A 25,561-nucleotide genomic window follows, 5' to 3' on the forward strand; every position below is an offset into this window, starting at 1 on the left:
CGCAGAAATTATTGGGCATACAGCCAATATATTCAACAAATTCCCAACAAAAAACCTGATTACCTTCTTGATTCATCTCATATGCCGGCCCCTCCGTACTGACCGGTTGGAAAAATGCCCGGTTTAACGCCGGATCGCAGGTAATAAAGAGCTTCAACCATGCATGCCCTCCATCAGCGTTTCCAGCGTCGAGTCATCCGGCACACCGAGCACATCCAGCAGCGCCGCATAGGAGCGCAACATGGCTTCGGCTTTTACTGCTGAAACCAGGCCGGCGTCGTACACCGCGATCAGGCTCAGCTGCTCGCCCGGCGTGACTTCCACGTTGAACGGGTAATGCCACTGGTCACGAATGGCAACATCGCTGACTTGCAGTGCGGCGTTGCCTTGCCCGACGTCGCCCAGCGGATAGTTCTGGATGCGCAGCGCGGTCCCAAACAAGGCGTCGCCGTCCGGCAGGCCGATGCATCCTGCAATGTCCGACAAGGCCAGCGCGGCGTGCGCAGTTGCAGCGACACGCCTGCGCTGGAGCTGCAGGCAGGCGTCAACGAAGCCGGCGGCCGGATCGATCTTGCAGCGCAATGGCGGCGTGTTGATCAGGTTGCCGACCATGGTTTCAATGCAGTCAACGTCGGCCGGACGCAATACCGTGGTGACGCCGAAACACACCTCGTCCGCACTGCTGTGACGGGCCAGCACCAGCGCCCATGCCTGCATGAAAATACTGGGCGCCGACAAGCGGTGCTTGCGTGCAAACGTACTCAGGCGCGCGCCGGTTCCCGCTTGCGGCTGCAAGCTGATTTCCGCAAAGTTGCCGCTGCAGGCAGCGCCCGGCCCGGCGGGCCAGCGCGACGGTTTCAGGTCGGCCAGTTCATCGCGCCAGAAGCTGCGTGCGGCCACCCCATCCTGGCGTTCCAGCCAGTCGAGGAAAACCCGGAAGTCCGGCGCCGGTGCTGTCGTCAGTTGCTTGCCGTAGGCAGCCATGACTTCGTTGAACAAGACCGGCATCGACCAGCCGTCGATCAGGATGTGATGATAGGTCCAGACGAAATGCCGGCCGGTCCTGGTCGTCAGCAGCGAGAAGCGCATCAGCGGCGGCTTTGCCAGGTCGAAGCCGCGTTGCCGGTCTTGCCTGCAATAGACGTCGAAAGCGGCGTCGGCCTCTGCTTCCGGCAAGTTGCCCCAGTCTTCGCGCTGCCAGACCAGTGTCGATGCTTCGCCGAAATATTGACCGGCCTTGCCGCTCTCCCCGATCACAAAACCGGCACGCAATGACACATGCCTCGCCAGCACTGCCTGCCACGCAGCGACGAAATCGTCGACCGCCAGTTCCGCCGGCAGGCGCGCAGTGAATTGCACCACGTAAGCGGGAGACTCCGGATACGCAGTCGCGTGCTCCAGCATGGCGGCCTGCTGCGGCGCCAACGCGTACCGCGGCGCCGCCTCATTTTGCGTACTCTGCGCTCCCTGCGTCAACGCCTGCAACCAGCCGCGCATCGCGCTGCTCAGCCTTTCGGCGAAGTCTTGCGGAAGCACGCGCGGATCGAAAGTCAGATCCAGCTGCAAACGTCCACCGGCGATCATGGCGTTGACTTCCAGCACATAAGGACGCGGCGTCGATGGTGCAAAGCCGGCGCCGTCGGTTTCCGGCGCGGGCCGGACCGGCAGGCTGTCAGGCCATGCGGTATCCCATTGGCCCAGATAGTTGAAAGCGATCTCGGGAACCGGCAACGCCGCCAGCGCTTCCCGCACAGCGGCGTCAGGAGACAGGAAGCGCAGCACGCCGAAACTGAATCCGTGCCGCGGCATCGCCTTGAGTTTGTCGCGCACCTTGTCGATGCGCTGCTCGCCCAGCGGCATGGTCCACGGCGCCAGCACGGTGAACCAACCCGGCATGCCGCCGACGTCGACGCCTTCCAGCACGACGTCGCGACCGTGGGACTCGAGTGCAATGCCGATCTCGCTACCAATCACGTGCTGATCTGCGCTGCCGATCAGTTCGCCCAGCGCCACACTCAATGCGGTCAGCAGGATTTCCTGCACTTGCGCCCCATGGCTGCGCGGCAGCTCCCGCACCAGCATGCCGGTGGCGGTTTCATCCAATGTGAAACCCATCGTCTGCGCGGCGCCGGCGGTAGCTGCGATGTCGGTGCGCAGCAGCGGCAGGCGCGCTGAATTGCGCGGCTGCTCCAGCCAGTAGCCAAGTTCGTCGCGAGCTTGCGCGGACACTGCATGACGCTCCACCGCCGCAGCCCATTGCGCGAAGGAAACGCGCGCCGGCGGCAAGCTGACGGCTGCAGATGTCAGCGCTTGCGCATAGGCGTCGAACAGGTCTTCCAACAGCGCGCGCCACGACACCCCATCGATGATCAGATGATGTGCAACGACATGCAGTCGCGCTGTCGCTGATTCTGTTGATGCTGCTGGCGGTGCGTACAGCACCAGCCGCAGCAAGGGACCCTGTTCGATGTCGAGGCGCGTCTGGTTGTGTGCTACGCCTTGTTCAAGCAAGGCGTGCCAGCCGGCCATGTCCACCGGCGGCGGTACGGTTTCCAATAGCCCGGCGGCATGCTCGCTCAGATGCTGATGCCAGATGCCGTCGACTTGTTTGAACCGCAGCCGCAACGCATCATGGCGCGCGCAAACGGCGTCGAGCGCGCGTTGCAGCGCCTGCGCATCCAGTCCGGCCGGTACTTCCAGCAGGAAGCTCTGGTTGTAGTGATGCAGGTCCGGCGGATTCTGCTGCAGGAACCAATGCTGTATCGGCGTCAGCGGCACGGGGCCGCTGGTCGGCATCGGCGTCGGCGCACGTTGCGCGCTCTGCCCGGCGCTGGCGTCAACCTGTGCCGCCAGCGCCGCCAACGTCGACGAATCCGGATCCATGATCTGATTCAGCGTCAGCGCAATGCCCTGGCGGTTGGCTTTGGACACCACCTGGATCGCCAGGATCGAGTCGCCGCCGAGTTCAAAGAAGTTGTGTGCCGGCTGCACCTGCGTCACATTGAGCACTTGCGCCCAGATGGCCGCCAGCTGGCGCTCGGTCTCGCCGGCATAGTCGATCACGATGACCGCCGGCGGCTGCTCCGGCATGGTCTCGAGCATCTCCAACGCCTTGCGGTCGATCTTGCCGCTGACGGTCAGTGGCATGGATTCCAATGCGATGAAATACGCCGGCAGCATATGCGGCGGCAACTGCTCACCGAGGAAGGCCCTCAAGCTGTCATTCGCGATCGGAACGCGTGTCTCAAGATAGGCCGTCAGGCGGCGGTCGTCCGCGCCGTGGCTACGCACCAGCACGGCGGCATTACGCACGTCGGCATGCTGCATCAGCGCCGCCTCAATCTCACTGAGCTCGATGCGGAACCCGCGCAGCTTGACCTGATGGTCATTGCGCCCGACGAACTGCACCCGGCCGTCCGCGAGGCGATAGCCACGGTCGCCGGTTTTATACAGGCGCGAGCCGGGCGCTCCGTAGGGATCCCGCAAGAAACTCGCCGCCGTCAGATCCGGACGATTCAGATAGCCGCGCGCCAGCCCCGCCCCGCCGATGTATAGCTCGCCGACCACGCCGGGCGGCAGCAGTTGCATATCGGCGTCCAGCACATGCAGCTGCATGTTCGGCAGCGGCCGGCCGAGCGATAGTTGCCCGGGGTTGCCGCTGCTTTCATTTACTGCGGACCAGGCTTCGACGCTCACAGCGACCGATGCTTCGGACGGGCCGTAACCGTTATAGAACTTGCGCCCCGGTCCCCAGCGCAGGACCAGTTCGGGCGCGCAGCTTTCACCCGCGACCACCAGCGTTTGCAAATCTGGCAGACGACCTTCATCCAGCGTCGCCAGTGCAGTCGGCGGCAAGGTTGCCGCACTGATGTGCCGGCGCTGCATGAACTGTTCCAGTCCTTCGCCGACGCGGGCGGTATCGGCGTCCGGCACGATCAGCGCCGCACCGGCGCCGAACGCCATCGTCATTTCCCAGATCGAGGCATCGAATGACAGCGACGCGAACTGCAATACCCGCGCGTCCGGCGACAAGCCGAACGCGCTGCGCTGGGCATGCGCCAGCGAACGCAGGCCGGCGTGGGTATTGCCGACGCCCTTGGGGGTGCCGGTCGAACCGGAGGTGTAGATCACGTAAGCCAGCGACTGAGGATGTGGCTGCGGGAAGTCGACAGCGTCGGCTTCTTCAGCAGTCGAAGCAGCAAACAAGACATCCGGATCTTGCGTGATTGCCTGCGCCTGCAAGGCTTCGGCGCACACGCGATCGGCAATCAGCAAGGACGCGCCGCTGTCTTCCAGCATGAAACGTCTGCGCGCGACCGGATAAGCAGGATCGAGCGGGACGAAGGCGCCGCCGCAGCGCAGGATGGCGATGACCGCGATCACATAGCGGGCGGAGCGCGGCAGACATAGCGCGACCTTGGTTTCGACGCCGACGCCGAGCGCCTGCAGGCGTCGCGCCAGCCGCACTGATTCGGCGCGCAAGGCCTCGTAACTCAGACTCAGTTCCTGATCGTTCAGGGCCAGCGCATCCGGTGAGTGCTTTGCCCAGGCGTCAATCTGCTGGGGCAAGTACGCAGGCGCAATTGTCTCAACCGGACCACGCCCTGCCGCCAATGCCGCCTGCGCGTCGATATCGCCCAGCGCCAGCAGACGCGCCGCCGGCCAGTCCGGATGCGCAGCCATGCTGTCGAGCAGGCGTCCCAATTGCGCCAGCAGGCGCTCGGCGGCTGCGGCGGGAATGCTGCCGTCGCGGTGCAACGCCAGGCTCAGGGTCTCGCCGACGCTGCAGACCAGGGTCAGCGGATAGTTGGTGCGCTCTCTCACTTCCACGCCGGTCAGGCGCAGACCGCCGCCGGACAGCGATTGCGCCTTCGGATAATTCTGCACCAGCAGCAAGGTCTGGAACAATTCCTGGTTGCCGGGCAAGGATGCAGCCTGGCGGATTTCGGTCAGCGACGCACCCGCATGCAACTCGCGCTCCAGATGCTGCTCCTGCAATTGCGCCAGCCAATCCGACAACGGCGTCGCCGATGGAATCGTCACCCGCGCCGGCACCGTGGCGATGAGCATGCCGATCATTTCTTCGACGCCGTCAAGTTCTGCCGGCCGGCCGGAAACGGTCACGCCGAAGACCACGTCGCGGCCGGCGCTGCAGCGCGCCAGCAATAGCCCCCAGGCTGCCTGCAACACCGTACCGAACGTGGTGCGGGCGCGTTGCGCCAGTTTTTGCACTGCTTGCGTGCGCGCCGTTGACAACTCCATCGCGTGCACCGCAGCGTCTCCCGAGACGGCATCGCCCGCCTGCGTGGCGAACGCCAACGAGGTCGGCTCTGTTATTCCTTGCAACGAACGCTGCCAGAAGGCGATGTCGTCCTTGCGTTCACGCCGCTCATGCCAGCGCACATAGTCGGAAAAACGCGGCGCGGTCTTGAGCCGCACCGAGGCGTCGCCCAGCGCCTGGCGATACAGCGCGAAGATGTCGGCCAGCAGCAGCGACACCGACCAGCCGTCCAGCAGCAAGTGATGTGAACTCCAGACCAGCTCATGGCGCTGCTCCGCGACGCGCACCAGTTGCAAGCGCTGCAGCGGCGCCTGCTCAAGTTCGAAGCCGCGCGCAACTTCGGCGCGCATCAACTGGTCCAGCGCCGCCACGCGGCCGGCTTCATCGAGGCCGCGCCAGTCGGCCACGCTCCACGACAATGCGACGTGAGCATGCACGCGCTGGCGCATCACAGGCATGTCGCGCCAGTGGAAACTGGTGCGCAACATGCTGTGACGTTGCTGCGCCTGTTCCCACGCGCGCCGCAAGGCCTCGGCGTCAAGCACGCCGTCCAATGTCAGGCGCAACTGGTTGCAGTAAATATCCGGATCACGCAAGCTATGGAACACGATGCCTTGCTGCAAAGGCGTCAGCGGCAATTCTTCCTCAATGCTGTCCTGCGGTGAAGCAGCATGTCGCTGTGCTGCAGCGGCGATCTCGTGCAATGCGGCCGTTACTTCGCGCAGCCACGCGCCGACGCGTTCGCGTTGCGCCTCGCCCGCCGGGAAACTGATTGCGCCGCTGAGGCAGCCGGCACGGATGCCGGCGTTGATTTCGATGACGTGGCTGCGCGCAAATGCCGCGCTCTGCCCTTGCCCGCTGTCTTCGTCGACGGCGGCGAAACCCTCGCCGCCGGCAGCGCCGATATCGAGCCTGCCGAGGTAGTTCAGAAGAATCCCGGCGCCCGGTAAACCTTGCAACGCAGCGCGCTGTGCGGGGTCCGCCGACAGGTAGCGCATGACGCCCATCGCCAGTCCCTGACACGGCGATTCGCGCACCCGCTCGCAGACATTCGCCACGACTTCGGATGGATCAGGCTCTGCGTCCGGCCACAGCAACAGCACCGGTTGCACCGCCGTAAACCAGCCGACGGTCCCCGAGAGGTCGACGTCGTCGAACAGGTCGACGCGGCCATTACGCTCCAGATCGATCTGCAATGCCCCCTTGAGTCCGATGCGGGCGGCTCCGATGAACAAGGCCGCCATGAGCAGTTCATCGACGCGGGCATGGAAAACACCCGGCGCCACTTGCAACAGGACGGTCGTGGTGTCGCTGTCGAGTGACAGCGACATGGTCTCTGCAGCACCCGCGGCGCCGGCCGGCAAGTCCGCCGGCAACACGGAAAGTCCCCGCTCGGCGAAGCGTTCGACAAAATAATCCACCGACGACTGCGCCGCCGGCGTGGCGGCCAGTTCGCGCAGCTTGTGCGACCAGGTGCGATACGAGGTGGTAGCCGCCGGCAACACAATCTCGCCGCGCAAGGCCTGGTCGTATGCAAGGCTCAGGTCATCCAGCAATACCGACCAGGAATACGCGTCAACGGCCAGGTGATGCACTACGATCATCAGGCGCGCGGCCGGTTGCGCCAGCACCGCCCGCATCACCCGGCCGCTACGCAAATCCATGCTGCGCTGCGCCTGCTCATAGGCGGCTGTACGCGCCGGCAATTCGGCTTCAATGCCGTCCAGCACGCGCAGGATCGTCCCGGGCGCAGCGACGGCAACCTGCAAATCCTCCCCCTCGACCTGCAGGCGCAACATCGGATGGCGCGCCGCCACCGCCTGCAGAGCACGTTCCAACGCAGCCGCATCGACCTGCGCCGGCGTCTGCAGCACGACGGACTGGTTGTAGTGGGCGCGATGTTCCCCCGCCTGCTCGAAGAACCATGCCTGAATCGGCGTCGGCTGCAACTCGCCGTCATCGGCTTCCGGCGGTTTGTTGCCGGGCATGGCTTGGCCACGAGACTCCAGCGCGCGCATCAGATCGCGCACCGTCTGGAACCTGAAAATGTCACGCACCGTCAGGTTCAGTTGCAACTGCCGCGCACGCGACACCACCTGCAGGCTGCGGATCGAATCGATGCCGAGCTCGAAGAAATTGTCGCAAGGTCCGACTGCAGGCCGGTCCAGCACCTCGGCAAACAACGCCGCGAGCGGCGCTTCGGCGGCCGTCGTGTCGATGAAGGCAAGATCATGCAAAGACGGAATATCGCGGGTGACATCCATTTCCAGCAAGGCGCGCCGGTCGGTCTTGCCCGATGCGGTGCGCGGCAATCGCGGCAGCGTGACGCACAGCGCGGGCACCATGTAAGCCGGCAGACGTTCACCCAGCCACATCCGCAACGAACCCGACTCCAGTTCCGCATCGCAGCCTGCGGCGGCCAGCAACTGGCCCGATCCCGCGCTGTCCGAACGCATCAGCACGACCGCTTCGTGCACCTGCGGGTGCGCCATCAGCGCCGCTTCGATCTCTGCCAGCTCGATCCGGTAGCCGCGCACTTTGGCCTGCTGATCCTTGCGGCCGATGAACTCCAGCGTGCCGTCGATGCGACGACGTCCCAGATCGCCGCTACGATAGCTTTGCAAAGCGGGCGCCAGCGGATGCGGCCGGAACACGGCGGCGGTCTGTTGAGGCTGGCCGACATAGCCTTGCGCCACGCCCGCGCCACTGATCAGAATTTCGCCGATGACGCCCGGCGGCACCGGCAGACCGCGACCATCCACGACTTCCAGCACGACGCCGGCAATCGCCCGGCCGACCGGCAAGACGTCGGCGGCCGATGGCAGCGCCTGTTCGGCGGGATTGAAGAAGGAAGACGTAATAGTTGCTTCGGTCGGACCATAGCCGCTGCGGAAAGCGATCGGATGCGCACACAGGGCCTGCCACTCGCGCCAGCGACGGGCGAATACCCGGTCGCTGCCTGTCACGACCAGCCGCAGGCAAGCCGGCGGCGCACGACGTGCATGGCCAAGCGCACGCACCCATTCATGCCAGAACGCCGCAGGCAGATTCAGTACGCTCAGGGCTGCTTGCTCCACGTGGTCCTGGAACGCATCGATGCTGTCGATGACGCCCTCGGCGCGGATCACCACGCAAGCGCCGGCCATCAACGCAGGGAAGATTTCCTCGGCGGCAACGTCAAAATCTGCCGCGGCAAATTGCATCACCCGGTCGCTCTCGCTCAGCCCAAAATCCTGCGCCACTGCCCGCGCGTGATTGGCGAGATTGGCCTGCGTCACGGCGACGCCCTTGGGCGTACCCGACGAGCCGGAGGTAAAGCAGATGTAGGCCAATGCCGCAGCATGTTCCGCGACGGCAGGCAGCGCCGGCAACGACGATGAGGTTTCGGGAGAATCCGACAACAAGACCGGCACCGGCCAGCCGTCCTGTTCCGAGGCGGTCGTGACCACCAGCGCAATACCTGCGGTGGCGATCATCTGCGCGCGCCGCGCCGCCGGTTGCTGCGGACTCAGGACCGCGTAAGCCGCGCCGGCGCGCCAGGTCGCCAGCATTGCCACCACCAAGGCAGCAGAGGAAGAGAATCCGAGCCCGACTACTGCCCCGGACTGCACTCCGGCGGCGACAAGGCGTAGCGCCAGCAGATCGGCCTGAAGCATCAGCTCGCGATAGGAAAGGCTTGTGCCGCCCTCTTCCACGGCAATCCGGTCCGGATGACGCAGCGCGCCGGCGGCGATCATTTGCGGCAGCAACGGCGCAGGTTCGACGTCTGGCAGCGACGCCGCGGAAGGCAGCGCCAGTTGCACACAAGACAACGGCGTCGACTCGTCGACGGTCGCGTGCTGCAGCACGTAGGCGAATTGCTCGCAGAATCCGGCGATGGTGTCCAGATCGAACAAGTCGGTGTCGTATTCCATCACGCAGCGATAGTCGTCGCCGTCGAGATGGACGAAAAAATTGAGATCCAGCTCCGGGGCGCCCGCTGTCGGCGGCACCGCTTCCACCTGCAGTCCGGCCAGCGTCAGCTCCGGGCTCGCGCCGCTTTGCTGTACGAACATGGTCTGGAACAGCGGCGCCTTGTTCAACGCACGCTCGGGACGTACTGACTGGACGATGCGTTCGAACGGCGCCTGCTGGTGTTCAAACGCTTCGAGACACGTGGTGCGGATGCGTCGGATCAATTCGGCGAGATCCGGGTCGCCGTGCAAGCTGATCCGTAGCGGCATGGTGTCGACAAAGAAGCCAACCAGTCCATGCGTCTCGCTGCGGTCGCGATTGCCGACCGGGCAGCCGATCACCACTTCATCCTGTCCAGACCAGCGCGACAAGACTTGCGCGTAGACAGCCAGCAGCACCATGAACGGCGTCGCGCCGGTGCGCAAGCCGATGGCCTGTACCTTCGGCACCGTGCCTGGCGCCAGTCGCAACTCATGCATGGCGCCGGCGTTGCCGCGTTCCGCCGGACGCGGACGGTCCAGCGGCAAGGCCAGCTCGGTGACGACACCGTCCAGTTGTTCGCGCCAATAGCGCAGATGCGGCGCCAGTCGTTCCTCGCTGAACATGGCGCGTTGCCACACCGCATAGTCGGAATACTGGACCGCCAGCGTAGCCGGCCGCAGCGATGACGCGCCGGTTTCCAGCGCGTACAGCATTCCCAGCTCATTGATCATTACGCCCATGGACCAGTGATCGGACACGATGTGGTGCATCGCCAGCGTCAGGACATGGTCGCGCGACGTCAGTTGCAACAGCTTCACGCGCAACGGCGGCGCGGCGGTCAGATCGAAAGGCAGCGCGGCTTCGCGTGCCAGCAGCACCTGTTCGGCCGAATCCGGAATGCTGCCGGTCGCGGGGAACTCGACATTCAGTGAGAACGGTATGGCGGGGAGAATGTGCAGCTCGGGTTCGACACTGTCGTCCCGGATCACGCTGCGCAGCAGCTCATGACGCGCAGTCAGCGCGCCCAGTGCACGCTCCAGCGCCGGCAGGTCGAGCGCGCCCTGCAATCGCCATCCGGCCATGATGACAAAAGCGCTGCCGCCGCCTTCGAGCTGGTCGAGGAACCACAGGCGGCGCTGGTTGAACGACAGCGGCGCGGTCGTACGCTGCACCGTGCTGCGCGCCAGTTCCGGGAAAGACGACGCTGAAGATGACGTTGCCGGCGAGATCGGCGACGACTGCAAATGCGCGACCAGCTCGGCCTTCCTCGCGCCGAGCTCGGCGCGCAGCGCAGGCGACAAGGCGCCTGCCGGGCCGCGCACGCGCAGGTCGTTGCCGGCGCATGTCAGCGACACGCCGAGCTCCGCCAACTGCGCGATCAACTGTTCAACCCGGTTCAAATCGTAAACTCCTCTATGCCGTCGTCCGTGGCGCGACATGCGTCAATATGGCCAGCCAGTGCGGCCAGCGTGGCGTACTCGAAAATCGCAGCGATGTTCAGATCAACGCCGAAGCTCTCCCGCACAAACGTCAGCAGGCGCATGCCGATCAGCGAATGCCCACCCAGTTCGAAGAAGTTTGCTTCGCGGGTGATGTCCGCGACACCCAGGATGCTGCGCCAGGTAGCGGCCAGTTTTGCTTCCGTGTCGGTCATGCCTGCAGCAGCCGATGACGGTAATGGCGATGTCCCGATACTCTCCGTCGGCATGGGCGTCGACAGCTTGTCCAGCAGCGTGTCTGCGCGTGCCATCAGTCCCGGCAGATCGCGTATGGATACGGCGACACGCGCATGCGGCGTCGACAAGACCCTGCGCAAGACCTCGACGCCCTCCTCCGAACGCATCGCTTCGCTGCTGTCGGGAGCGCTCTGGCCGCGACGACGGTAAGCCTCAACGGTCATGCCGGCCTCGCTCCAGTCGTCCCAGTTGAGTGCGATGGTGAAGCCGCCGCGTGCATTACGCTCCTGCGCAAACAGATCGAGGAACTCGTTGGCGGCGGCATAGGCGGCTTGCCCGAATTTTGCCTGCGGCAGCAGGCTCCCCAGCGTCGAGAACAGCACCATGAAATCGAGTGCGTCGTCTTCCAGCAAGCGATCCAGCCACACCGTACCGTGTACTTTTGCCGCCATCACCTGATGCATGGAGGCGACGCTGCGATTCTGGATGACGCCGCCGAGATCCGCCACGCCGGCGCAATGGAATGCGCCATGGATGACGCCGAAGCGCGCGTGCGCCGCCGCAATCACTTGCGTCAGCGCGACGGCATCGGCAACGTCGCAGGCGCTTGCCAGGACTTCCGCCCCGGCATGTTCGAGCTCGTCGACCAGACCCTGGTCGACATGGCGTCCCAGCAGCACCAGTCGTGCACGGCAACGCGCAGCGAGATCGCGGGCAATGCTCGCGCCCATGCCGCCGAACGCGCCGGTGATCAGGTAGCAGCCTTGCGCGCGCAGGCGATCGCCGCCCGCCGCAGGTACGACAAGCCTGACCGGCTGTACTTGTGGAATCCAGCGATGGCGACGACGCAAGGCGACCTGGGCTTCGGCTTGTCCGTGCAGGAGTTCAGTCAGCAACATCGCGGCGGAGCCGCCTGCCTCGACATCGATGACACGGCAGGCCAGGCTGCGGTATTCCACGGGAATGATCTTGGCGATGCCGAGCAGCGTGCCAAGCGCCGCCGTCAGCGGCTCGTCACCGGTGACGTCGGCAGCACCGCAGGTAACGATGTCGAGTTGCACGGGACGCGCCTGCATGCGTGCGCCGAAGGCCTGCGCCAACAGCATCACACTGGCAAAGCCGTAGTCGAGCGCCGGCGTGAATGTCTGCCTGACGCTGGTCCAGAGATGCACAACGTGCGTCGCTGAGACGCTGTCGAGCAAGCGGCGGTAGTCGTCCTCGCCGGTCGGGTCGATGGCGTAGTCCTGCGCCGAGAACATCTCGAACGCTACTCCGGCCCGGACCTCAACGACTTGCCGGCCCAGTGCGCGCAAGTTTGCGGCCAGTGCCCGGCCGGCATCGGTTTCAGCGCCCAGCAACAGCCAGACATCGGTCGATGCCGCAGGCTCGGAGACCGGCGGCAGTTGCGGTGCGCGCTGCCAGCCCGGCAAGTAGAACCAGTCGGCGATCTCTGCGCGCCTAGCCGGAGAATTCTCTTGCGGCGGCGAGGTCACCGGCGTCGCAGGCCAGTGACGCTTTCGTTCAAATACGTAACCGGGCAAGGCCACGCGCGACGGCGCAGGTGCCTCGGCATGCCCCGCACGGCTTGTCTTGCGCCAGTCGATCGCCGCACCACGCGTCCATAGCTGCGCCACCATGGCGGCCAGCGCCGGCGCCTGCTGCGGCGATTGCCGGTTCAATCCGAGTGAAATCAGTTGCGGCGCAGACCAGCCGCTGGTGCGCGCCAGCTTTTGCAGAGCGCTGCCGGGGCCGACTTCCAGTAACAGATCGATACCTTCGCGCTGCAATGTGTCGAGGCCGTCGCCGAAACGCACGGCCTGGCGCAAATGGCGCGCCCAATAGGTGGGATCGACAGCATCGGCGTCGCTGATCCAGGCGCCCGTGACGTTGGAGATGAAGCGGCGTTGCGGCGGCTTCAGGGTAATCCGGTCGAACTCGGCGACGAAAGCCGGCAGCGCGGCATCCATGGAGGACGAATGGAAAGCATGCGAAGTGTCGAGACGCACGGCCGCCACATTGATTTCTTTCAGATGCGTCTGCAGCGCGTCAATGACCTCAGTCGAACCGGCCAGCACGCACTGGCCCGGCCCGTTGATCGCAGCCAGACTGATTGCCTCGCCGTTATTACGCAGCAGCTCGCGCACCTGCGTTTCATCCACCTGCACCGCCAGCATCGCGCCGCCCGGCAAGGCCTGCATCAGGCGGCCTCGCGCCGCCACCAGCGCCAGCGCGTCATCCAGTTCGAACACGCCGGCCAGGCATGCCGCGACGTACTCGCCGAGGCTGTGTCCCAGCATGGCCGCGGCTTCGATGCCACGCGCTTCCAGGCTGCGTGCCAGAGAATACATCACGGCGAACAAGGCCGGCTGCGCCAGTGCGGTTTGCCTGAGTGCGGCGACGGCAGCAGGATCCTCGGCGGCGGCGCCATACAGCACCGTGCGCAGATCCTGCTGGATATGCGGCAACAGCGCGACGGCGCAACGATCGAACCAGAACCGATAGTCGGCGTCACCCTCATACAACGCCTGCGCCATGCGCGGATATTGACTGCCTTGTCCCGGGAACAGGAAGGCGAGCTTGGCTGTTCCCGTGACTGCTGCCGGTTCCGCTGCCAGACGTAAACCCGCGACGGCCTCTGCAACCGTAGACGCCACGACGGCATGACGGCAACCGAATGCGGCGCGTCCCTGTTGCAAGGTGAAAGCAACGTCGCGCAACGGCAATTGAGGCGTGCGTTCCAATGCGTCAGCCAGCGCCAGCATGCTGCCGTGCAGGCTGGCGGGAGTGCGCGCAGAAAGTGGCAAAATCTGCGGCAAGACCTGTGGCGATACCAACTCGGAGACCGGCTGAACACGGAGCGGAGCTTGTTCCAGCACCACGTGCACATTGGTGCCGCCGATGCCGAAGGCGCTGACGCCGGCGCGACGCGGGCGCCCATCCCCGTGATCGGGCCAGGCTTGCGCCGAACCGACAACGCTGATCGACGCCGTCGTGAAATCGACGTGAGGATTGGGTTCGGAAAAATGCAGGCTGGGCGGCAATACGCCGTGCTGCAACGCCAGGATGGTCTTGATCAGGCCGGCCACGCCGGCGGCGGCGTCAGCATGGCCGATGTTGCTCTTGACCGAACCCAGCGCCAGCGGTCGTTGTCGTCCGCCGAAGACACGCGTCAATGCCGCGACTTCCACCGGATCACCCAGCTCGGTGCCGGTACCATGCGCCTCGACATAATCGATATCGGCGGGTTCCAGCCCTGCCTGGCGCAATGCGGATACGATCACGTCGGCCTGGCCGTCGACGCCGGGAGCGGCGTAGCCGACCTTGCGCCCGCCGTCATTGTTGACGGCGCTGCCGCGGATCACCGCCAGCACGTTGTCGCCGTCGGCCTGTGCCTGCGCCAGCGGCTTGAGCAGCACCATGCCGACGCCGCCGCTGGGGACGGTGCCGCGCGCGTCGGCGGAGAATGGTTTGCAATGTCCGTCCGGCGACAGGATCATGCCCGGCTCATGGAAATAACCGCTGCCCTGCGGGAAACGTATCGCCACGCCGCCCGCCAGCGCCATGCCGGCGCCGCCGCTGCGCAACGAACGGCAGGCCATGTCGAGCGCCGTCAGGGACGACGAGCACGCGGTCTGCACGGCCAGCGCCGGTCCCTTGAGATCCAGGTGGTAAGCAATCCGCGTGGCGCCGAAATCCTTGTCGTTTCCCGACATCGCGTGATAGCTGTCGGCGCCTTCCGGCATCGGCCCGGCCGCAAACAGTTGCCCCTGCAAGTAGGTGTTGACGCCGACGCCGACGAATATGCCGACATCGCCGAGATTTTCGAGATTGCGACGCGATTCCACCGCCGCATAACCCGCATGCTCCAACGCATGCCACGCGCATTCCAGCGCGACCCGATGCTGGGGATCCAGCGTCACGGCATCGCGTGGACCGAGACCGAAAAATTCGGCGTCGAAGCAATCGGCGTGATCGATCACGCCGCCGGCGGCGACGAAGTTGGCATGATCCAGCACGTTGCCGGCACGGCCTGCGGCTGCCAACGCCGCCGCATCGTGGCGGCTGATGCCTTCCCGGCCTTCGACCAGAAGCTGCCAGAACGCGTCGACATCCGGCGCACCCGGAAAACGGCACGCCATGCCGATGACGGCGATGTCCGACTGAACGGTTTGAGCAGGCGGAAGCGATTGTGCCGGCATGGGCTTGGCTGTCTCCCCACGACTGGACAAATGCGCAGCGAAACTGCGGATCGTGGGAAACCGGAACAGATCGCTGATCGACAGCACCGCGCCGAACTCGGCGACCGCCATGTCGTACAAGCGGACCAGCAGCAGCGAATGCCCGCCGACGTCGAAGAAGTTGGCATCCGGATCGACATCGCCGAGGTTCAGAACCTGAAGCCACAGGCGGGTAACGCGTGCAAGGCAATCGCTTGCATCGTGACCTGGGACAGCTGCGCCTCGCTCGCGTCCGAACACCGGCTGCGGCAAGGCGTTCAGGTCGATCTTGCCATTGCCGGTGAGCGGCATGCGGTCCAGGACGGAAATGAAATCAGGCACCATGAAGGATGGCAACGCCTGTCGCAATGCTGCGCGCAGCACCGCTGCATTCACATCCGTGCCGACCACATACGCCACCAGGCGGGTCTGTCCGGCGCCATCGGGACGCAGCATCGCCAGGGCCTGCGCCACGCCGGCCTGCTGCGACAAGGCGGCTTCGATTTCAGCCGGTGCGATACGGAAGCCGCGCAACTTGAACTCGCGGTCGCTGCGGCCGAGGAAATCCAGCGTCCCATCCTCGCGCCAGCGCGCCCGGTCGCCGCTGCGGTACATGCGGGCCCGAGGGTCATCGGAAAACGGATCAGGTACGAATCGCTCTTGCGTCAACACCGGATTGTTAAGGTAGCCGATGCTCACGCCGGATCCGCCGATGCACAATTCGCCAACGACGCCGACCGGCGCCGGTGCGCCCTGCTCGTCCAGAACGTAAATGCGGGCGTCGCCAATCGTACGGCCGATCTGCAAAGGAGCGTCAGCACCGAGGTAACGACCGGCGGTCACGGTGACCGTGGTTTCCGTCGGACCGTAGGCGATGAACAGATCACGGTCTTGACCCCACTGTGCCGCCACCGACGCCGGACACAATTCACCGCCGACGATCAGCGTGCGCAGCTGCGGCAGCGACGCAGCGGGCATCGCCGCCAGCAGCGACGCCGGAATCTGCAGATGGGTGACCTGCATGGCATCCAGCGTCTGCACCAGCGGCGACCCTGGCAACAGACGCTCGCGCGGCGCCAGGCAAAGGCAAGCGCCGGCGGCCAGCGCAAATACGATATCGGACACCGCGACGTCGAAACCGAATGCGGCCAGTTGCAGAATGCGGCTGTCCTGCGTCACCGAAAATTCATGCACGGCGCTCAGCGCCAGGCGGCACAGCGCATGATGCGCCAGCGCCACGCCTTTGGGACGGCCGGTGGAACCGGACGTGAAGATGATGCAAGCCGTTGCTGCGAAGTCGGTATCGGCATGCTCAGTCGCCCCCGGTTCCGGCGTCGACGGCAAATCCTGCAACGTCGGCAAGCCCATCCACTGCGCTGCGCTCCATCCGGCAGGCTGATCACCGACCACCAGTGCAACTTCGGCATCCAGCAGCATCTGTTCGATGCGCGCGGCCGGATAGGTCGGATCAATCGGTACGAAGATGCAGCCGGCTTTGGAAATGCCCAGCAACGCAGCGATCAGGCCGATGGAACGCTCGCCGATCAGCGCAATGCGCGCGCCAGGCGTCAGGCCTGCCGCACGCAGACTCTGCGCAAAGACGCCGGCGAGATCATCCAGCTGCCGGTAGCTGAGCGTGCCCTCGGGCGTCGCCAGCGCCGCTGCATCGCCGTTGCGCTGCGCACTGGCGCGCAACAGGTCGTGCAAGCGCAGGGGCCGGGTTGCCGGCGGCAAGACGCGGTGCGCGCGCCCGAACTGCAGCAGCAAAGTGCGCGCCTGTGCATCCAGCAGCGAGTGTGACAAAGGCGGTGCGTCGGGCTGCGCCAGCAAGGCGTCCAGCAGATGCACGAAGCCCGCCGCAATACGTTCCGCCAGCGCCGGGGTGATGATGTCGGCGGCATATTCCAGCTCGCCGGCGATGCCTTGCGCGTCCTGCTGCAAGGCCATGCTGAGATCGGTGCGCGCCAGCGGCGCCGAGACCGGCTGGGCCACAGCGTCGATATCGTCCAGCTGCAATTGCCACTGGCGCAGATCGGCCAGCACGAACATTGCCTGCAGCAACGGCGGCCGCTGAGGCACGCGTTCCACACCGGCGGCTTCGACGATGCGGCTGAAAGAGATGTCCTGATGTTGCAGTCCTTCGGCGACACGCTGCTGCACGCGCCGTCCGAATTCCGCCAGGTTGATGGCGTGGCAGTCCACGCGCATCGGCAAGGTATTGGCCAGAAAACCGACCACGCTGTCCAGCCCGGCACGGCTGCGCGCCGCCACCGGAATACCGACGACAACCTCGTTCTCGTCGCCGAAGCGCGCCAGCGTCAATCCCCATACGCCGAGCAACAGTGCGAAGGTGCTCACGCCGGCGTCGTTGGCCGCTTGCTGCAGACGTTGGCTGCGTTCCTGACCCAGCGCCAACGGCGCGCGTCCGAGGCGGAAGTCGCGTTGCTCCGGCATACGGCTCAGCGCCAGGCCGAGGACCGAAGACGCGCCGGCCAGCTGATCGCGCCAGTAATTTCCTTGCACCTCGAAAGCACCCTGTTCATCGCAGTCCCGCTGCCAGGTGGAGAAGTCGATTTGCTGGAGTGCTGCAGGCGTCGCATCCAGCACCTCGCGGTAAGCCTGTCCAAGCTCTTCGACAATCACGCGCCCGGAGCCGCCGTCGAAGGCCGTGTGATGGGCCACGATTGCCAACAAGTGATCGTCGTCTCCGAGTCGGATCAGTTGGGCACGCAGCGGCAGTTGATCCGCCAGCGAGAAAAAGCGTTCGCTGAATTCCTGCAGTTGCGGTTGGAGCGCGTCAATGTCGGCGTCAATTCTTTCGATCGTGAATGCGGGCAAGGCGTCAACTTCCTGCCATAACTCGCCGTCGGCAAGGACAAGCCGCGTACGCAGCGCTTCATGACGTTGCATCACGCGCCGGAACGCCAGTTCCAGACGGGCGACATCGAGGCGGCCGCGCAGGCGGTAAGCCACCGCCTGATTGTAGGCGCCGCGCTGTTGCCCGGATTGTTCGATGAGCCAAAGCCGCTCCTGATTGAACGAGGCCCGCGCGCGCCGGTGTGGACCGCCGGCCAGAAGCGCCGGCATTTCGGCGCCGGGTTGCGCACGGCGCACTTCCAGCGCCATCGCATGCAAGGTCGGCGCGTCAAAGACAGCCGTCACCGGCAGGCGCACCCCGAGATTCTTTTCAATCGCCGAGACCAGGCGTACGGCGCTCAGAGAGTGGCCGCCAGACTGGAAGAAATTGGCGTCGGCTTGTTGCGGACGGTGACCGATAACCTGACTCCAGATATCGGCCAGCAGGCTTTCTTCCAGCGTCATCGCGCTCTCTTGCTGCTGTTCCTGCGCCGGCATCGGTGATTCTGCGCCGGGCGCGGGCAAGTTCAGGAAATCGATTTTTCCATTGCTGTTGAGCGGCAAGGCGGTCATGAACACGTAGCGCGAAGGCTGCAACGCAGTCGGCAAGATATCCAGGAGACGTCGCCGCATGCCCGGCTCCACGCTTTCCTTCGCCACGACATAGGCTATCAGAATCAGGTCGCCGCCGACTTCGCGCGCCATAACGACCGCGTCCGTCACGCCGGGGCATCGGCGCAATGCGGCCCTGACTTCTTCCGGATCGATGCGCACGCCGCGGATCTTCACCTGACGGTCGCGTCGCCCCAGGTAGTCGATGTTGCCGTCAGGACGCCAGCGTCCGAGGTCGCCTGAACGGAATGCCCGTCCGCCGGCGACGTCTGCCGGCAAGTTGACGAAGCGCGGCTCACCGTCGTTGTGATTGAGATAACCGCGCGCAAGGCCGATGCCGCCGATCACGATCTCGCCGGCGGCGCCCACGGGCAGCACATTGCCGGCCGGATCGAGAATCGCCAGCAGATTTCCCGGAATGGGCCGGCCTATGTGCACCTGCGCTCCGTCAGCGACGTCGACTTCATGACAAGTCGAATCCGCCGATGCTTCGGACGATCCGTAGAGATTGAGCAGCCGGCAACCAGGCAGCAAACTCAGGAAACGGCGCGCCAGATCGCCGGGGAAAGCCTCGCTGCTGCAGATGCAATGGCGCAGTCCGCCTAGTACGTTGCCGACGTCGATGACATGATCAAGCAAGGATTTCAACAACGAAGGCACCAATGTCAGGCGTGTGACCCGGTGACTTTGCAATGCCGCAGCCAACGCCCGCGGATCGCGCACCTGGGCCGGCGACAAGATAACGGACGGCACTCCGCCCAGCAACGGGCCGAACAACTCCCAGACAAAGTCGACGAAAGTCGGCGCGGTCTTTTGACAGTAGCGGTCGGCAGGCTCGAACGGATAACGCTCCAGCATCCAGGCAATACGATTCACCGCACCTTGGTGCAAGCCCATCACGGCTTTGGGCCGCCCTGTCGATCCGGAGGTAAAAAGGATGTACAGCAGGCTGTTTGCGTGATTGCGGTCCTGTGGCGCAGGCGCTTGCGGCAATGCCTGCGCAGGATCGACCAGTCTGACGGCCGATTCTGCGGGAAGCCATCGCGCAGTGCCTGTCGTGATCAACACCGTTGCGCTGCTGGCGTCGAGCATGTAAAGCAAACGCTCGGTCGGGAAATCCGGATCCATCGGGACGAAGGCGCCGCCGGCGCGAATGGTCGCCAGGATGGCCACGGCCAGATCCACCGAACGCGGCAGGCAAATCGCGACCGGCGTTTCGGCGACAACGCCCAGTTGTGCCAGATGCGCGGCAAGCGCGGCGGAACGCAGGTCGAGTTCGGCGTAGGTGACTTGCCGGTCATTTTCGATCAGCGCCACGGCGTCCGGCGTCTGCGCCGCCTGCGCTACGAACCAGGCGCTCATTGTGCGCGGCGACGCCGCCGGCAGCGGCGGATTCAATTTCGCCAGCATCTCGCGCGCTTCGGCGTGACGTTGCAGCGGCAATTGCGACAACGACAACTGCGGATCGGCCAGCGCGGCTTCGAGCAAGACCTCCAGCGACGACGCCATCGCTGCGGCGAGCTGGGGATCGATGAAGTCGCAGCGATACTCCAGCCCGCCGGCGATGTGTTCTGCGCCGGCATCCAGCTCGAGGACAATGTCCGCACGCGCGGCAGGAAGCGGGACTGAAGTGGCTTGGGCGCGCACTGCACCGGCTTGCGCTGCCAGTGGCGGCATGGTCTGGAACACCAGCATGGCCTGGAACAATGGCGCAAGGCCTTTGCGTCGCTCCGGATTGACGATATTGACGACCTCGTCGAACGGCAATTCCTGATGGCGCATGTCTTCCAGCATATGGTCGCGCACCTGCACGGTCAGGGCCTGGAAGCTCTGACTGCCTTCGGAGACGTTGCGCGACACCATATTCTCCGCCAGGAAGCCGACGATCGCCTGCGTTTGCTGCTGTGCACGGTTGATCACCGGCACGCCGATGGCGATGTCATCCATGCCGGAATAGCGCGCCAGCAAGGCATGGAACGCGCTCAGCACCACCACGAACGGCGTGGTGCCGGTGGCATCGGCAAAACGTCTGACGGCCGCCGTCAGTGAGGCCGGCAACGACACCGGAATGCGTTCGCACAATGCCGAAGCGGCTTGCCCGCGCGGTCCCGAAAACGGCATCTCCAGCGCTACCGGCAGTTGCGCCAGGCGCTTCGCCCAATAGGCATGCAACTGCTCGCGCGCAGCGACCTGCTGCGGCTGGCGCAACCACATGGCATAGTCGCCGAACTGCACCGGTTCGGCTAGATCGACCGTTTCGCCGAGTTCACGCGCGTACAAAGCGACCAGTTCTCGCAGCAATAGTTGTCCCGACCACAAGTCGATGATGTTGTGGTGGAAGGTCAGCAACAAGGCGCTCTCGCCTGACCTGTCGTCGTGCAGCACCTGCGCACGCAGCAGCAGGTCGGCAGTCAGGTCGAAAGGCTGTGCCACGGCATCGCGCAAATGCGATGGCCACAGCGCGACGGCGACGACATGCTGCGGCAAGGAAATGCTGTTGACCTGCGTGAAGTTCTGCTCGATGACGCCGTCGTCCTGATCAGAAAACCGGACGCGCAGACCTTCATGACGTTGCAGCAGCGCCAGCAAGGCGCGCTCCAGCGCGGCGACATCGAGCGGCGCATTGAAGCGGATGTCCATGCCGAGATTGAATTCGCCGGTGACGCCGTCGATCCGTTCCACCGTCCACAGCCGCTGCTGGGCAGGCGTGGCAAGCACGCGCGCAGCCACTGCACGACGCGGAATCGCAAGCGCTTCCGACGGCAGGTCGAAGCCGTCCTCGGCCAGCAATTCGGCCAGCAGCGCTGCATCCAGTTCATCGCCCATCGCCGGCATGTCGGGTGTCGTCATACAGTCCTCGCAGCAACGCGCGCCGCTTTTTGTTCGGGTGTCATTTGTTCGATTTCAAGCCAGCGGCGGGCGATGGCTTCCGTGATGCCGGGCTTGCTTTCGCCGCGCCGCACATGTGCGCAAAATCCCGCCACGGTGGGATGTTGCAGGAGATCAGGCATGGCCGCGTCAAGGCGGAAGCGCTCACGTGTGGCTGCCGCGATTTGCGCCGCACGCAGCGAATTGCCGCCCAGCGCAAAGAAATCGTCGTGCACGCCGCACACCGTGAGGTCGAGGATGCGCCGCCAGAGCTGCACCATGTAACGCTCGAATTCATTGTCCGGCCGCCCCGCCTGCAGGAACCCTCCGGCCAGCCGGGTCAGCTGATCACGGTCAATCGCGCCGGACGCATCGTGCGGTATCGCCGCCACCGTCATCACGGGAACCGGCACGCTACGGCCTGAGTGGTCGCGCAAGGCCAAGCAATTTTCGGATGCGGTGTCGGTTTGAACTATGACGGGTTCATCCACGGCAATGGCCGCGTCTTGCAGCGCGGCGTGACGCGCATGCTGCAGGTCGAGTCCGATCGCCAGCACCGGCCGGACGGCCGAGAGCGCAATATCGAAGCTGGCGACGGCGTTGTCCGGCTCCAGCGAAAAATAGCCTGCCGCTTCCATGGTCGACACCGCTGCGCCGTGCTTGCTGAGGCCGGTATCGCGCCAGGAGGAGAATCCCAGGTAACGGCAGCGCGTATTGCCGGCGGCCGTGAGTTGTTCGGCCAGCGCCGCCTGATAGGCATTGGCGGCGGCGTAGGCGGCGTCCTGCCGCCCCGCCACCATGCCGGCAACGGAGCCGACCAGCACGAACCATGCTTCGGGATGATCTTGCACCAGTGCATGCAAGGCGAGACTGCCGGCCACTTTGGCGCGCATCATCTGCGCCAGCGTTGCCGCAGTTTCGTGAACCAATTCAGTCTGCCGCCCCTCTCCCGCCAGATGCAGAATGCCATCCAGGCCGCATTGCCAACGGGCGTGCGCCTGTTCCACGGCAACCCGCAAGGCATGGCCATCGGTCACGTCGGCGCAGGCGTACAGCACGCGGTCGCTGCGCTCCAGTTCACGCAGCGCCTTGGCGCGCACGTCATCGAGTTGCGACGGCGCGGTGCGCCCGACAATCAGTAATCTGGCGTCGTGGCGATCAAGCAGATGGCGCGCCAGCAGGAGACCGACGCCGCCGAGTCCGCCGCTGATCAGGTACAGGCCGCCGGAACGCAATGGAGAACGATCCGGTTTCGATATTGCGACGTTGCGCCAGCGGCGCACATGACGTCGGCCGTCGATGTACGCCAATTCGGTTTCGTGCGGCAAACCAGCCAGATCACCGAGGATCATGCCGGCGTCGCTGCCAAGGTCTGTGCCGGAAAACTGGATATGCGTGCAATGCACGCCATCGATTTCCGCCACCGAGGTGCGCAAGAAGGCTGCTGCGGCAGCGTGCCCGGCGACATCCCCGACAGCGCCGCACACGATCAGGCGCGCAGGACGGTTCGCGCGCGGGGTCGCCGCCAGTGATTGACACAGCAGCAACAGCCGCGGCAGACGAGCCCATCCGGGCAATACCAGCATCACGGCCGGCGACGGCTGCTGCGTCATCGCATGGAGGACGCTAGCCGGATTGTCTTCCTCCGGCACGAACTGTCGCCAGTCAATATCGACAGCGCCATCGGCAAGCGTCGTCCGGATCGCCGTGTCGCCGAGGGAGGCGTCTCCCAGGACCGCAACGCTCTGCCCTCGTACCGACACACTTGCCCCGATAGCGCAGGGTTTCCAGAACGGCTCGGCGAACCAGCGCGGTATGGTGCAGGCCGCCTCCAGGAGGCAGGCGGCTTGCTTGATCCCGGCGTCAAAGGCGCCGGCTTCCAGCAGGCGTCTGAGTTCCAGGCGCTGCACCTTGCCGGAGTTGGTGCGCGGCAGACGATCGGCCGGCACATGGATGAAGTACGCCGGCATCAGCGACAACTGCTTGCCAAGGCGCATGCGCATGTCCTGCATGACTCGCTTGAGCGCAGTGTCGCCGCGTGCTGTGGGAGCATCGAAGAACAAGGCCAGCTGATCAGTGCGCGCACCCGGCGCGCGCACGCCGATGGCGGCCACACTCAGGCGTTCGACGCCATCGGTCTGCGCCACGACTTCTTCAATTTCGCTACTGTAGAAATTGGCGCCGTTGACGATGATCATTTCCTTGATGCGGCCGACCACGAACAGCTCGCCATTGCGGATGATGCCCATGTCGCCGGTGCGGAACCACTCGTCGTGCATCACTTCGGCGGTCAGGTCGTCGCGGCCGAAATAACCCATGAACAGGGATGCGCCGGATAACTCGACGGCGCCGATCACGCCTTCCGGCGCCACCGCGCCATGCTGGTCGACGATACGCTGCGCCGCGCCGCAAATCGGCGTCCCAAGAGAAACTACCTCGCCGTGGCCAGGAGCCCAAGGCGACATGGAAAATCCACTGACGGTTTCCGTCATGCCGAACGAAGGCCAGATCGCGCCGGCGGGCAATTTGTTTTCTGCGAAACGCTTCGCAAAAGCGGTTAACACGCTGTCGGAAACCGCTTCGCCTCCATTGAAAATCATGCGCAGGTTCGACAAGTCCCAGTCGCGTGCAACGCCGGGCGCAGATGCCGCCTGCTGCAATACGTCGAATGCGAAATTGGGCGTCCAGACCATGCAGACCCGATGCCGGTGCGCCAGGTCGAGCCAGCGCACGGGAGCCGCCAGCACGGTCGCTGTGTCAACCTGGATCTGGTTCATGCCGAGCACCAGCGGCAGGATCGACAGGAAACCAAGGCCGCCGACGTGATCGAGCGGCATCCAGTTCATGCTGGTCGCGCCCGGCGTCAATGCCTCCCCGCGCTCGGCGGCGCCGCCGATCATCGCCAGTACATTGGCCTGGCTCAGCATGACGCCTTTGGGAAGACCGGTGCTGCCCGAGGTCATGAACACCATCGCCAACGCCTGCAAGTCCGTGACCGGTGCAGGCGGTGCACTCGCGCCATCGGCCAGTGCTGCCGCATCCAGAAACGTCATTCCCTCCAGCGCCTCCGAGCCCAGCGGCGCCAGCGCCTGCAAACTCACCGGGTCGGCGGCAATCACCGGCCGTCCCAAGACTTCCCATGAGTCGCGCAGACGTTTCAGCGCCGCACCGCCGGTTGCCGCGGCAGCCACCTTGAATGGCGCCGGCACCATGCCGCCGAGCAGGCAGGCCCAGAACAGCGGCAACAGGCTGCGGCTGTCGCCGGCGTCGACCACGACCAGATCGCCGTCACGCAGGCCTTGCGAGCGCAGACCGCCCAGCATCCGGCGCGCCTGATCGAACAGTTCTGCGTAGCTGACGCGGGTTTCGCTCATGTCGGCGGCGACATGGATGATGCCGAGTTCCGGCTGCTGCGCCGCACGTTCCAACGCTGCGGCCAGGTTGGCCGGCATCCAGGCTTGTGCAGGAAGCGGTTTGAGAACGGACACGGCCGGTGTACGTGCGGCGCCGTCCGTCGAAGTCCTGACGACCGCAAGCTCCTGCACCGTCGAAGTCAGCAATGGGTAATCCGGCAGGATATCGGCCAGATGGATACGCGGGCGCAATGGTGCGATCGGCCGGTAAACCGCCGTCGTCGGCAGTGATGCATCATCCCATGCCGGCAATGCGGCCAAGGCGTCTTCATCCACAGCGCCGTCTGATCGCAACGGCAAGGCATGCACGCGCACCAGTGCGATCCGGCCCGGATAGCCGGCCTCGGCAATGGCGGCCTCCAGCGCCTTGCGCTGGCCGCCGACTACATAGGCGGCATAGGCGGCAGCATTGGCGCCGGCACCGGCCTGCGTCGCAGTTGCGACGAGGTGAACGGCCGTGACCGCAGGCACCGCCAGCAGCTGTGTCCTGAGTGTCGCAACGATCGTGTTTTCCGGCGTCGTACGTTCCAGCATCCCACTCCCCTGAGCGCTACCGGTCATGCCGGCATTGCTGCGCTCTTCATCTTTGCCTTGTTAAAAAAACGAGGCGATTTTCTGCTTGCCATAGTGCCATTGAATGGCATCCGGAATTGGCTTCTTGTCTCACATTTTCAAAATAATCCTGCGAGATTGGCCGCGTCA

3 protein-coding genes are annotated in these 25,561 nt (G+C 65.0%); all 3 read right to left on the bottom strand.

Annotation, left to right across the window (positions count from 1 at the left end):
* Window positions 1-153: 153 nt before the first annotated feature.
* Genes E4P32_RS06230 through E4P32_RS06240 form a run of 3 tightly spaced genes read right to left on the bottom strand, consistent with a single transcriptional unit; the run spans window position 154 to window position 25,393 of the window.
* Complete coding sequence (locus E4P32_RS06230; RefSeq protein WP_233526542.1) at window positions 154-10,617, bottom strand: non-ribosomal peptide synthetase; 10,464 nt, start codon at window positions 10,615-10,617, stop codon at window positions 154-156.
* A complete protein-coding gene (locus tag E4P32_RS06235) occupies window positions 10,614-21,428 on the bottom strand; it encodes a non-ribosomal peptide synthetase/type I polyketide synthase (protein WP_233526541.1) in 10,815 nt (3,604 codons plus the stop codon). The genes E4P32_RS06230 and E4P32_RS06235 overlap by 4 nt, the downstream gene beginning before the upstream one ends.
* Window positions 21,425-25,393 carry an SDR family NAD(P)-dependent oxidoreductase gene (locus E4P32_RS06240; RefSeq protein WP_158559696.1) on the bottom strand — a complete coding sequence of 1,323 codons (3,969 nt, stop codon included), beginning with the start codon at window positions 25,391-25,393 and terminating at the stop codon, window positions 21,425-21,427. The genes E4P32_RS06235 and E4P32_RS06240 overlap by 4 nt, the downstream gene beginning before the upstream one ends.
* Window positions 25,394-25,561: the final 168 nt, after the last annotated feature.

Origin of the sequence: Herbaspirillum sp. 3R11 (assembly GCF_004563925.1) — a bacterium.
GTDB lineage: Bacteria > Pseudomonadota > Gammaproteobacteria > Burkholderiales > Burkholderiaceae_D > Herbaspirillum.